Here is a 12,158-nt window from a genome sequence, read left to right as displayed (position 1 = left end):
AAGTGCAACCTCCCCAAGTCGCAGGCCTGCTCAGAAGCCGCTATAGGCATTGCTTTCCTGGGCCGATACCCTGCTTCGCCTTGGGCAAAGACCTTCGGCCTTTTGCTTGCAGCCGACGCCTAGCTGATCCAGCACGGTCAGCCAGATGCGGATGCGGGAAAACCATGTGCCGCCGGTCAGCCGGGAGGTTGTCAACCTCCGGCCCCATCGCGGCAGCGCTCGTCAGTCGCGCCAGCGATGGGCGAGGTTTCGCAGGGCGTTGGCGAGCACGGTGACATCGATCCCGACACCGACGAAATTGGCTCCGGCAGCCTTGCACGTGGCGATGAAGGCTGGATCGGTCGAAAGCACGCCGGCAGATCGCCCCGCGGCGCGGATACGCGCAAGCGCATCGATCACTGCAGCGGTCACGTCCGGGTGTCCTGGCTGGCCGATCAAACCCATATCCGCCGCAAGATCGGAGGGGCCGATGAAGATGCCATCCACACCCGGCACCGCGAGAATATCCTCGAGAGCGGCCAGCCCCTTGACCGACTCCACTTGCAGGATCAGGCAGATTTCGTCGTTCGCGGTCTGCAGATAGTCAGGGACCCCTGCGAAGCCCGAGGCACGGGCCAGTGCCGATCCCACGCCTCGGATGCCCAGGGGCGGGTAGCGGGTCGCGCGCCAGATCGCCTTGGCCTGCGCGGCGCTTTCCACCATCGGAACAAGCAGGGATTGCGCTCCGATGTCCAGCACCTGCTTGATTTTGACGGGATCGTCGTCGGGCAGACGCACCACCGGCGCCGGGCCCCGGATCACCGCAAGCTGCGCCGAGAGCGAACGGATATCGTTCGGCGCGTGTTCCCCATCGACCAGAAGCCAGTCGAAATCGGTCGTCGCGGCAATCTCGGCGGCATAGGGATCGGCAAGGCCGAGCCAGATCCCGTGCAGGACCTCGCCGCTGGCGAGCCGGTGTTTCAAGGTATTGGTCGGGGCCGGCATGATACCTCAGAAGTTGATCGAAACCTGTCCGAAGGCGCCGAAATCCGCGTGGAAGCGGCTGCCTGGGGTGGCCTCGATGGGACGGATGAAACTGCCGGACAACAGGACCTGCCCCGCCTCGACAGCCATGCCGAATTGCGCAAGACGATGGACAAGCCACAGGATGCCCGTGACCGGATCGTTCAGCACGCCGGCGCCTAGACCGGTTTCCTCGACCACGCCGTCGCGCGTGACGATGGCGCCGACCCAGCGCAGGTCGATGTCTCCGGGCGCGTGACGCCGGGCACCGAGGACGATGCCGGCATTGGCGGCATTGTCGCTGACCGTGTCGGTGATCACCCGCGCCGTGCCAGTGGCGGGGTCTGTGCGCCGGATGCGTGTGTCCAGGATTTCAAGGCTGGGCAGGACGCTTTCGGTCGCCGCCAGCACATCGGCGCGCGTGACCTGAGACCCCTGCAGTGATGCCTTCATGACGAAGGCGATCTCGGCCTCAATCCGGGGCTGGATGAAGCGATCCTTTGGCACGGTGCCGCCATCGGCAAAGACCATGTCATCCAGAAGAACGCCGGAATCCGGCGTGTCGATGTTCAGGGCCTGCTGCATGGCGCGCGACGTCAGGCCGATCTTCCAGCCGATGATCTGCGCCCCCGCGGCGCGCTTGCGGGCCACCAGGGCGGACTGCACCGCATAGGCGTCATCCAGCGTCATCCCGGGATAGGTCAGGGACAGCAGCCCGCATTGCCGGCCGGTCAGCTCGGCCTGATAAAGCCGATCGGCAGCTTCGATGATCTGTTCGGGGGTCATTCGTCTGCAACGCCGTTGCGCAGGGTGCCGATGCCCGGAACCTCGATCTCGATCACATCGCCGGGCTTGAGCCAGATCGGCGGGTCGAAACGCGCGCCCGCGCCGGTCGGCGTGCCGGTCACGATGATGTCTCCGGGCACCAGTGTCGTGAAGGTCGAGATATAGGCGATCTGGCGCGCCACGGGAAACAGCATCCGGCTGGTGCGATCCTGTTGGCGGATCTCGCCATTGACCCGGGTGACCAGTTCGACATCGGCGATTTGGGCGGGGTCGGTAAATGGCACCGCCCAGGGTCCGATCGCGCCGGAGCGGTCCCAGTTCTTGCCCTGAGTGACATTGAACTTGGCATGGCGCACCCAGTCGCGGATCGTGCCCTCGTTGCACAGTGTCAGCGCCGCGACATGGGACAGGGCCTCTTCCTCGGAGATGCGGCGGCCACCCTTGCCAATGATGACCGCGATCTCGCCCTCATAGTCAAGCTGGGGGCTTTCGGGTGGCCGGATCAGCGGCTGGCCAGCCCCATTGAAGCTGCGGGCGAACCGAGGGAAGAGCGACATCTTGGCCGGCGCTTCCTGGCCATCCTTGTATTCGGCGTTGCGGTCGGGAAAGTTCACGCCGACGCAGATGATCTTTTCAGGGTTCGGGACCGGAATGTCATAGGAGAAACTTCCGTCACGATGGGTGACGGCGCGGCCCTTTCCGGCCTCCAGTACCTGCGCGATGGCGCCTTCGGCGATGACATTGCGCAGTGTCTTCCATTGCGGAAAATCCGGCGAAAGTGCGATCACACCATCGGCGGTCGTGACACCCCAAAGGGACCGACCATCGGCGGTGAAAGTGACAAGGTTCATGGGTCGTCTCCGGGGAAGCTGGTCGTGGATCTGAATGGGGGTCGCGCAGTTGTGGCGCAGCGGGGGGCAGGGCTCAGCCTTCGCTTTCCAGATTGGCGCGATTGCTGCGCAGCGCCGGCAAAGTCATCAGCAGCGCCAACGCGACGGCCGCGACCAGGAAGCCCGCGCTGATCGGGCTGCGGATGAAGGTCGTTGGGTCGCCATGCGAGATCAGCAAAGCGCGCCGGAAGCTTTCCTCAAGCATTGGTCCCAGAACGAGGCCAAGGATGAAGGGCACGGGCGAATAGTTCAGCTTCGAGATCAGATAGCCGAAGGCCCCGAAAGCAGCGCCCCATATGATATCCGTCGGGTCATTCGACAGGGTCAGGATGCCGAAGGAAGACAGGACAAGGATCAGCGGGAACAGCCATGAATAGGGAACTTTCAGCAACGAGGTCCAAAGCCGGATCAGTGGCAGGTTCAGCAGGACCAGCAACAGATTTCCCACCCACATGCTGACCACGAGGCCCCAGAACAGGGTGGGCCGCTCGGTGATGATGTTCGGGCCGGGCGTGATGCCGTGGATCATCAGCGCGCCGATCATCAGCGCCATCGTCGCACTGCCGGGCACGCCCAGCGTCAGCGTCGGAATGAACGAGGTCTGGGCCGAGGCATTGTTCGCCGATTCCGGCGCAGCGACGCCTTCGATCGCACCCTTGCCGAAGCGCGAGGGATCCTTCGAGAGACGCTGCTCAAGGATATAGGCCGCGAAAGAACTGACGGTCGCGCCGATGCCCGGGATGACACCGAAGAACATCCCGACACCTGTTCCCCTGAGGATCGGCTTGACCGAGGCGCGCATCTCGTCGCGCGTCATCATGAGACTGTCGATCTTGACCTGACCGTAGTCCTCGTCCTGCTTCTGGGTAAGTTCGCGGATGATCTCTGCAAAGGCGAACAGGCCAACGGCGACCACAACGAAATCAAGCCCGTCCATCAGCGAGGTCAGCCCGAAGGTGTAGCGCATGACGCCGGTGTTCAGGTCCATGCCGATCATACCCAGAAGGATGCCGAACAGGGCCATCAGCAAGCCGCGCAACAAGGCTCCTTGCGACAGAACGGCGGTTGCGACCAGGGCAAGGACGATGATCGAGGTATATTCCGCAGCGCCGAATTGCAGCGCGGCACGGCCAAGGGTCGGGGCGAAAAGCGCGATCGCCAGCGTGCCGATGCAGCCTGCGACAAACGAACCGATGGCGGCCACTGCAAGCGCCGCGCCGGCGCGCCCCTTGCGGGCCATCTGGTAGCCGTCGATGCAGGTGACGACGGACGAGCTTTCTCCGGGCAGGTTGACCAGGATCGCGGTCGAGGATCCGCCATAGGACGCGCCGTAGTAGATGCCCGCCAACATGATCATCGAGGATTCCGGGCTAAGCCCGTAGGTCATCGGCAAAAGCACGGCAATCGTGACAAGTGGCCCCACTCCGGGCAGCATACCGATGAACGTGCCCAGCGTGACGCCGAGAAAGCAGTAGAGCAGGTTCTGCAGCGTGAAGGCAACGGCTGCACCGATCAGCAGTCCATCCAGCATCAGAACAATCCCCAGAGTTTGATCTGCATCCGCAACAGAAGATTGAAGATCAGGATTGGCATCAGGTTGCCGATGATCAGCAGGCCCAGAAGATGGCTGGGCTTGCGCTTGGGATCGGCGAACCAGCCGATGACGATCATCAAGGTGACCGCAGGGATAAGACCGGCAGGCTTGACCAGCAGCGCGAAGGTGACAATCGCGGCCAGGATCAGACCGAAGGCCCGCCAGTTGAAGTCAACGATCCGGTCGGGTTCGCCTTTGCTTCGCAAGGCGCCGATGATCTGCGCCAAGCCCAGCAGCACGATGGCCCCGGATACAAGCCGTGGCAGATAGCCGGGCCCCATGTTCAATGCGCTGCCCGCATTGTAATTCTGGGCCATGACGAAGGCGCCAAGGCCGATCAGCGTGAATATGCCGCCGCCGATGACATCGCGATCTTGGAACATTGGCTCTCCTCCGCTTGAGCGCAGTCCCGGCTCAGGCGCTCTGCCGCCGGGCGATGTGTTGGTGCAGGTTGTTGAACTTGTAGTTCAGATCCGCACTCATCTCTTGCACTTCGAAGGCCACAGCGAGAGGTCGGCGTGCCGCGAGCGGCTCCATCAGGGACTTGACCTGCGCAAAGATCTCGTCCGCAGCCGCCTTCTTCGCTTCCAGGGTGCGACCCGCGCCGATGCGCAGGACGACATGGACAAAGGAATTGTCCGGATGGCCATCGCCGACGATCACGTCGGACAATTCCTGAAACCGCACGCGCACGCCGCCGACCGGGAAGAGACCTGTCTTCAGGGCGCTGTCATAAACGGTGCGGGCCAGGCGGGCCACCTCGGGCTCCTTGGCGATATTGGCCGAGACTTCGATCCAGGCGTGCGGCATTGTTCAATCCTTGTGGTGGGCGTCCCGAGAGGGAAGCGGTGTCGCGCGCGACCGCTCCGGTCGCTTGGCGCGGTGCATCCGGGCGGCCGCAGCCGCCCGTGCCTGGTCACATCATTGCGGCTGGATGCCGGCTTCGGCGATCACCGCGGTCCAGCGATCGATCTCAGCGGCGACGAAAGCGGAGAAATCGGCGGCGGAACCGCCCTTGGCCGCCGCCCCGGCGCTTTCAAGGCTGGCCTGAACATCAGGATTTGCCAGTGCCTCGTTGATCGAGGTGTTCAGCTTTTCGACCACCGCATCCGGCGTGCCATCGGGAACCGCCACGCCATACCAGCCGGTGACATTGAACCCCTTGTAGCCCAGCTCGTCCAGTGTGGGCACGTCGGGCAGCGAAGGCAGCCGCTCGGCCCCGGTCACGGCCAGCGGCACCAGGGCGCCGGACTGGAAATGCGGCAGGACAGAAGACGGGCTGGACAGCATGAGCGAGACCCGTCCCGACAGAAGGTCGGTCAGTGCCGCCCCCGATCCAGAATAGGGAATATGGACCATCTCGACCCCGACTTCCTTCTGGAACAGCAGGGATGCAAGGTATGACGCTGCCGCCCCCGACGCGAAGTTGATCTTGCCAGGTTCCGCTTTTGCCTTGGCAACCAGCTCGTCCAGCGTGGTCGCCCCGAGATTCGCGTTCACCGCCACCACATAGGGTGCCTCGGACAGCTGAGATACGAAGGCAAAGTCGTTCAGCGCGTCATAATTCGTGGCAGTGTAAAGCGACCTGTTCAGCGCCATCGTCGCCTGAAGCACGAAGGTCATCGTGTAGCCATCTGCCGGAGCATCGGCCCCGGCCCGGGTGCCGCTGATCCCCTGTGCACCGGGCTGGTTCTCGACCAGCACCGGCTGCCCGATGTTCTTCGACATCTCATCGGCAACGATCCGGGCGACGATGTCGGTGCCACCGCCCGAATTGAACGGTACGATGAACTTGATCGGCTGGTTCGGAAAGTCTTGGGCAAACGCTGCCGTCATGAATAGCGGCAGCGAAAGCGCCGCCCCCAAAAGCAAACGGAACTTCGGTTTCATCTGTCATCCTCCCTGATGAACTGAACTTGGCCTAGGCACCCTTCTTCGCGGCGAAGAGCTCATCGATTTTTCGTTCGTATTCGTGGTAGTTGAGGAAGCCGTACAACTCTTCGCGGGTCTGCATCTGGCCCAGAATTCCCTTCTGCGTGCCTTTGCCGCGAATTTCCTCATAGGTCTTCAGCGCCGCGAGGTTCATCGCGCGGGCAGCAGAAAGCGGATAGAGCGCCGCGGCCACGCCTGCACCGGCCAGCTCGTCCGTGGTGAAGTTCGGCGTCTTCGAGAATTCGGTGATATTGGCAAGCACCGTGTAGGGCCGCCCCAGCGCGTCCGCCAGCTTGCGGTATTGCTCAAGCGAGGTGAAGGCTTCGGCGAAGATCATGTCGGCCCCGGCCTCGACATAGGCGCAGGCCCGGTCGATGGCGGCATCAAGCCCGTCGATCGCCAATGCATCCGTCCGCGCGACGATGACGAAATCCTCGTCATAGCGCGCATCGACCGCCGCCTTGACGCGATCCAGCATTTCTTCCTTCGAGACGATCTCCTTGCCAGGGCGGTGGCCGCAGCGCTTCAGTGCGACCTGGTCCTCCATATGCATCGCGCCCGCGCCGTCCTTGATGAGGCCGCGCACAAGACGGGCGATGTTGTAGGCCCCGCCGAAACCGGTATCGACATCGACCAGGACCGGCAGGTCCGAGGCATCGGAGACCTTGCGCAGATCGGCCAGGACGTCGTTGATCGTGGTGATGCCCAGATCAGGAAGGCCATAGGAGGCATTCGCAACGCCGGCGCCGGCCAGATAGATCGCGCGATAGCCGACCTGCTTGGCCATCAGAGCGGTATATGCATTGATCGTGCCCACGATCTGCAGCGGATTTTCTTCGCGCAGCGCCGTGCGGAAGCGCGCTCCGGCTGAAATGCGGGTGGGAGTGTGGGTCAGCATATGGTCCTCGCAATGTGGCGTGCCGGTCTTGGTGGCGAAAGTTCTTCCACAATGCGGACAAATATGTCAACTATACTCCATAAACTGGAAATATCTTCCACAATATGGAACATCGATGGAAAAGGGCGCACAACTCATCCACAGAGCATCAGACGTTCTTTCCTTGCTGATGCAAGAAGGAGATCAAGGGCTTGGTGTCACGGAAATCGGACGCGCCCTTGGCTTTTCCGGGCCAACCACCCACCGGATCCTGCAGGCTTTGGCTGATTGCGGGCTGGTCTGGCAACTGCCGTCGGGACGACGCTATGTGCTTGGTCCCACGTGCTGTTTGCTGGGGCAGGCGGCGATTTCGCGCTTCGACATGCTGCCTGTCATCGAAAGCGCCATCCTGCCGGTGGCCAAGGCGACCGGAGATACCGTCTTTGCCTTTCTGCGTGAGGGGCGGTTCACCCGCTGCGTCAGCCGCTGTTCCGGCGATTTCCCGGTTAAGTCGCATGTCACCGAAGTCGGGGCAATTCGGGCGCTTGGGCTTGGCGCCGGCGGTCTGGCGATCCTGTCCTCTCTGCCGGTCGAAGCCGCAGAGGCGATCCTTGCCGACAATGCCGAGGACTACCGGTCCGCGGGGCGGACGTCGGAAGATATCGCCTCCGATCTCGCCCGCACCCGTGAAACGGGGTTGGCGATCCGCCCGATTCCGTCGCTCAACGTCACCACGATCTCGATGCCCTTCACCAATACCAGCGGGCGCACGATCGGGGCACTCAGCCTCAGCGCGATCTCGCCCCGGATGTCTGGCGACCATCTGCTGAGTGCCGTCGAACAGTTGCGCCAAGCCCGGCAACACATCGCCGCCGCGATCAAAGTGGACGAGACCGTGCTGGGCAAACTGATTTCGTCGAAGCTGCGTGAGCTATAGGATCCGGATGTAGAATGCTCCCCGCAGGGCCGACAAAGGATCACGCCATCAATCCACGGACGAAGCACCTGGGCATGAGGGAGGTCGATGTGCCGTCAGAACGGGTTTTCCAGCAAAACCCCGGTCGGCCGGAATTCATCGAGGTTCCCGGTCACCACCGTGGCACCCTGCACCAATGCCGTGGCGGCGATCATCAGATCGGCGCCGCCATGGCCGATGTCCTGGCTCAACTGGCCCCAGACCCGCGCCTCGTCGGCGCCAAAGGGCAGCAGCCGGTCGTGAAACAGCCGCACCGTTCTGTCGACCCAGCTCCGCAGATCGGCGGCAAAGGCCGGGTTCAGCCTTTCCTGCGCCCGGATTCTCCGCTCGATCTCGCCCAGGGTGATCACGCTTAGATAAAGGCTTCCTTCCGGCCTGCCGCGCAACCACGCGGCCACCTGCGGTGCGCGGTCCGGCCTCCGCACCGCGGAGATGACATTCGTATCCAGAAGGTACATCAGAAAGTCACATCCCGGGGCCGGGCTTGCAGCCTGTCCGGTGCTTCGCCCGGAAAGCGCAGGAGGTGCTCGGCAAAGCTCTCCCGACGCTCGGCCGCGCCCTGCACCAGCCGCTGGTACTCCTCGGCGGCCAGCACGACAACAGCGGGTCGCCCCCGGCGCGAAACTTCCTGGGGCCGTCCAGACAGGGCGGCCTCGACGACGGCGGAGAACCGGTTTTTCGCATCTTGCAGCGTCCACATTGTGGTTTTCCTGTCTAGCTATCTAGCTAGATATATACCCCTTGCAATCGCCGATCAAGATGTGGCCGTGCCAGCCATGCGCTCTGGCCTGTGCCGAGCTTCCCCAAGCTGACGAGACCGCGCTCCGCGAAAGATATTGCCGTGGCTCCGAAACCTGCTGCGGCGGGACCGCGCCGACCGGGGGCCGCGCTATGCGAAACGGCGGCTACGCCTGACACAGCTGCCAGGCCAGCACAGAGACGATTTAAAGCCTTGCTGCGAGCTGCGTGTTGGATGCCGCCGCGATCCGGGTCTTCTGGCAAGCGATGCATCCGGGATGCCTTAGCTGAAACACCCGAGGCCCATGGCCCTACTTGTTGCCATCGATCCATTTCGACATCAGGCTTGCGTCCTGAAAGCACTCTGCCGGCACGGCGCGCCGTTTGATCCGGCCCAGCCGTTCGGCATAGGCGACCTGGCGCGAACTTGGGCGGCTGTCGATCGCGCGCATCGGTTTCAGGGCGGCCTGTGCCTCGATCCAGGCGGAAAGGCTGCGGCGATCCTGCTGAACATGCCAGGGCAGGAGGGTCTGATTGCGCAGCGCCAAGGCACGGGCATAGGCGATCTGGCGGGGGGTTGCAGGCAGGGCAAAGGTCGCGGTTTCCATCGGGCACCATCCTTGCGTCATGGACAGAAGATATAGAACATTTGAGGAACATATTCAAGTCTGTCCCCGGAAAACGCACGATGCGGCCAGTAGTTCCGCCTTGTTGGTCAGGCTTGGCCCGTTTCGTCGTTGCGCGCGCGGCAGGCGGCAACAAAAGCTTGCAGCGCGGCGATCCGCGCCCCGGTCAGCGTCCACAGCACCCCCACCTGGCGCCCACCCGCGCCGGGCAGCGCGTGGCGGCGCAGGCGCAGGCCTTCGGGCCAGGGCGGTGCCCAATCGGGCACGATGGCGACGCCAAGTCCGCGGCTGACCATGCCGGCAATGGCATCGAGCGCGTCCAGTTCCAGCCATTCGCGCACTTTCAGCCCGTTCTGGCGCAGAAAGCGGTCGACAACCTGGCCGCCCCACTGATTGCGGTCATAGCGGATGAAGGGCTGTGTGGTCAGGATACGGTGCGGATCGTCCTCGGCCAGCGCCGCGGGCACGATCAGCACCAGTGGCTCATGGCGCAGGGTCAGCCAGCCGGTCGATTTCGCCACTGGAAACTGCGGCTGCACCATCAGCGCAGCATCCAGCTCTCCGCCCAGCACGGCCTGATAGAGGTTCACCGAGGAATCGGGCCGGACATAATAGTCGATGCGCGGATGGCGCTCGCGCAGCCGGGCGATCACTTCGGGCAAAAGCCCGGTCAGCGAGGTGGCGATGGCGCCCAGCCGCAATTGCCCGGCAGGTTCGTCCTGCGCCGCGATGGCGCGCAGGTCGCGCGTGCTGTCGATCAGCCGCCGTGCCGGCTCCAGCACGGCCAAACCCGCCGCCGTGGGCCGCACCCGTCGCCCGGCACGCAGCACCAGCGGCTGGCCAAGATCCTGTTCCAACGCGCGCAACCTTTGGGCCAGCGCGGCGGGCGTAAGGTTCAGCCGCCGCGCCGCCTCGGCAATCGAGCCGCTGTCGACGACGGCAAGGAAGCTTTCCAGAAAGCGAGTGTCCATGGATAGATTTCCTATCTTCTGAAAACACAAAAAGCCATTATTTCTTTTTATTGAAACAAGGTAGACCCAAGCCCAAACCGGCCTGCCGCCGGGGCCTTGTGCGAAGGGATGCACCATGTCGATCGAGACGAAATTCGCCAAACTCGGCACAGACAACGCCCCCGGACAGGAAGTGCGACAAAGTGCCGAAGGCCTGGCCGCGTTGATGCGGGGCGAGGCACTGACGGGGCGGCCGGTCGATTTCTCGCATGGCGATGTCGACGCGCATGAGCCGACACCCGGCGCCTTCGATCTGTTCTCGGCAGGCGTTTCGGCAGGGGGCGTGCAGGCCTATACCGAATATCGTGGCGACATGGGTATCCGTGAGCTGCTCGCGCCGCGTCTGGCTGCTTTTACCGGCGCACCGGTCGATGCCAAGGACGGCATGATCGTGACGCCCGGCACCCAGGGCGCGCTGTTCCTGGCGGTGGCCGCCACGGTGGCGCGCGGCGACAAGGTGGCCATCGTGCAGCCCGACTATTTCGCCAACCGCAAGCTCGTGGAATTCTTCGAAGGCGAGATGGTGCCGGTGCAGCTTGACTATGTCTCTGCCGACGAGACCCGAGCCGGGCTGGACCTGTCGGGGCTGGAGGCGGCTTTCAAGGCTGGCGCCAAGGTCTTTCTCTTCTCGAACCCGAACAATCCGGCGGGCGTGGTCTATTCCAAGGATGAGATTGGCCAGATCGCGGCCCTTGCCGCGCGCTACGGTGCGACGGTGATCGCCGACCAGCTGTATTCGCGGCTGCTTTACTCGGGTGTCGCCTATACCCATCTGCGCGCCGAAGCGGCGGTGGCCGACAATGTCGTGACGATCATGGGCCCGTCAAAGACCGAGTCGCTGTCGGGCTATCGTCTGGGCGTGGCTTTCGGCCCGGCCCGGATCATCGCGCGGATGGAAAAGCTGCAAGCCATCGTCAGCCTGCGCGCGGCGGGCTATAGCCAGGCCGTGCTGCGCAGCTGGTTCGCCGAGGCGCCCGGCTGGATGGAGGCCCGCATCGCCGCGCATGAGGCGATCCGCGACGACCTTCTCTCCGTGCTGCGCGGCTGCGCGGGGGTCTTTGCCCGCGCGCCTCAGGCCGGCAGCTACCTGTTTCCGCAACTGCCGAACCTGGCCGTCTCGCCCGCCGATTTTGTCAAGATCCTGCGGTTGCAAGCGGGCGTCGTGGTGACGCCGGGCACCGAATTCAGCCCGCACAGTGCCGCTTCTGTTCGGCTGAACTTCAGCCAGGACCACAAGGCAGCCGTCGCCGCCGCCGAGCGCATCGTCGCGCTGGTCGACCGGTATCGGGCATGACCGGCGTGCCGCAGCCCATCCCGCAAGGCGATTACATCCCGGCCCGGCGGTTGGGCAATGTGATCCACACGTCGGGCATGACGCCGCGCCGCGCGGGTGTGTTGCAGGCCACCGGGCCGGTGCGCGCAGGTGTGCCGCTTGAAGAGTATCGCGCCGCCGTGGAACTGGCCTGCGGCAATGCGCTGGCTGCGGCGCGCGGGCTTCTGGCGCCGAATGAGACACTGGCGGGCATCCTGAGCCTGACCGTCTTCATCGCCGCCGAACCGGGCTTCGAGGCCCATTCCAAACTGGCCGACTTCGCTTCAGCGCTGCTGCGCCGCGAGTTGGGCGAGGCCGGGATCGGCGCGCGCGCCGCCGTGGGTGTGGCCACGCTGCCCGGCAATGCCCCGGTGGAAATCCAGCTTATCGCCTATCTCTGACCCAAGGAATCTGC

The 12,158-nt window shown here is 63.9% G+C and carries 15 protein-coding genes; 3 read left to right on the top strand and 12 right to left on the bottom strand.

What is annotated here, in order from left to right:
* Positions 1–222 precede the first annotated feature (222 nt).
* From ACED67_RS08775 to prpB, 8 genes are all read right to left on the bottom strand, one after another.
* Positions 223–984, bottom strand: a complete 762-nt coding sequence (locus ACED67_RS08775) for an aldolase/citrate lyase family protein (protein ID WP_395541214.1) — start codon at positions 982–984, stop codon at positions 223–225.
* A gap of 6 nt (positions 985–990) precedes the next feature.
* Complete coding sequence (gene hpaH / locus ACED67_RS08770) at positions 991–1,788, bottom strand: 2-oxo-hept-4-ene-1,7-dioate hydratase (RefSeq protein ID WP_395541213.1); 798 nt, start codon at positions 1,786–1,788, stop codon at positions 991–993.
* On the bottom strand, positions 1,785–2,639 hold the full coding sequence (locus ACED67_RS08765; RefSeq protein ID WP_395541212.1) for a fumarylacetoacetate hydrolase family protein: 855 nt from the start codon (positions 2,637–2,639) through the stop codon (positions 1,785–1,787). The genes hpaH and ACED67_RS08765 overlap by 4 nt, the downstream gene beginning before the upstream one ends.
* 73 nt (positions 2,640–2,712) lie before the next feature.
* Positions 2,713–4,209, bottom strand: a complete 1,497-nt coding sequence (locus ACED67_RS08760) for a tripartite tricarboxylate transporter permease (protein ID WP_395541211.1) — start codon at positions 4,207–4,209, stop codon at positions 2,713–2,715.
* The gene (locus ACED67_RS08755) at positions 4,209–4,655 is read right to left on the bottom strand and encodes a tripartite tricarboxylate transporter TctB family protein (RefSeq protein WP_395541210.1); all 447 of its coding nucleotides are present in this window, start codon (positions 4,653–4,655) and stop codon (positions 4,209–4,211) included. The genes ACED67_RS08760 and ACED67_RS08755 overlap by 1 nt, the downstream gene beginning before the upstream one ends.
* Positions 4,656–4,686: 31 nt before the next feature.
* Entirely contained in the window at positions 4,687–5,082 is a 396-nt protein-coding gene (locus ACED67_RS08750) for a tautomerase family protein (RefSeq protein WP_395541209.1), read from the bottom strand.
* A gap of 111 nt (positions 5,083–5,193) precedes the next feature.
* Complete coding sequence (locus tag ACED67_RS08745; protein ID WP_395541208.1) at positions 5,194–6,162, bottom strand: Bug family tripartite tricarboxylate transporter substrate binding protein; 969 nt, start codon at positions 6,160–6,162, stop codon at positions 5,194–5,196.
* A gap of 31 nt (positions 6,163–6,193) precedes the next feature.
* Positions 6,194–7,102, bottom strand: coding sequence for a methylisocitrate lyase (prpB, locus tag ACED67_RS08740; protein WP_395541207.1), 909 nt, complete (start codon positions 7,100–7,102; stop codon positions 6,194–6,196).
* 115 nt (positions 7,103–7,217) lie between these two features.
* Here prpB and ACED67_RS08735 point away from each other — a divergent pair, with 115 nt between their 5' ends.
* Positions 7,218–8,018, top strand: coding sequence for an IclR family transcriptional regulator (locus ACED67_RS08735; protein WP_395541206.1), 801 nt, complete (start codon positions 7,218–7,220; stop codon positions 8,016–8,018).
* A gap of 95 nt (positions 8,019–8,113) precedes the next feature.
* On the opposite strand, the gene ACED67_RS08730 is transcribed toward ACED67_RS08735, so the two are convergent.
* The 4 genes from ACED67_RS08730 to ACED67_RS08715 form a co-directional block, all read right to left on the bottom strand.
* Entirely contained in the window at positions 8,114–8,515 is a 402-nt protein-coding gene (locus tag ACED67_RS08730) for a type II toxin-antitoxin system VapC family toxin (protein ID WP_395541205.1), read from the bottom strand.
* On the bottom strand, positions 8,515–8,757 hold the full coding sequence (locus tag ACED67_RS08725; protein WP_395541204.1) for a type II toxin-antitoxin system Phd/YefM family antitoxin: 243 nt from the start codon (positions 8,755–8,757) through the stop codon (positions 8,515–8,517). The genes ACED67_RS08730 and ACED67_RS08725 overlap by 1 nt, the downstream gene beginning before the upstream one ends.
* A 349-nt stretch (positions 8,758–9,106) precedes the next feature.
* Positions 9,107–9,403 (bottom strand): hypothetical protein, encoded by a 297-nt coding sequence (locus ACED67_RS08720; protein WP_395541203.1) that lies wholly within the window; start codon positions 9,401–9,403, stop codon positions 9,107–9,109.
* Positions 9,404–9,510: 107 nt separating this feature from the next.
* Complete coding sequence (locus ACED67_RS08715) at positions 9,511–10,392, bottom strand: LysR family transcriptional regulator (protein ID WP_395541202.1); 882 nt, start codon at positions 10,390–10,392, stop codon at positions 9,511–9,513.
* A 115-nt stretch (positions 10,393–10,507) separates the two neighbouring features.
* Between ACED67_RS08715 and ACED67_RS08710 the strand changes: the two genes are divergently transcribed.
* Entirely contained in the window at positions 10,508–11,725 is a 1,218-nt protein-coding gene (locus tag ACED67_RS08710) for a pyridoxal phosphate-dependent aminotransferase (protein WP_395541201.1), read from the top strand.
* Positions 11,722–12,144: a RidA family protein gene (locus ACED67_RS08705; RefSeq protein WP_395541200.1), complete on the top strand. Its 423-nt coding sequence runs from the start codon at positions 11,722–11,724 to the stop codon at positions 12,142–12,144. The genes ACED67_RS08710 and ACED67_RS08705 overlap by 4 nt, the downstream gene beginning before the upstream one ends.
* Positions 12,145–12,158: the final 14 nt, after the last annotated feature.

The sequence above is a fragment of the Neotabrizicola paludis genome (assembly GCF_044142105.1).
Classification (GTDB): domain Bacteria; phylum Pseudomonadota; class Alphaproteobacteria; order Rhodobacterales; family Rhodobacteraceae; genus Pseudogemmobacter.
The sequence above is the reverse complement of the archived record's forward strand: the minus strand, read 5'-3'. Positions and strand labels throughout refer to the sequence as shown.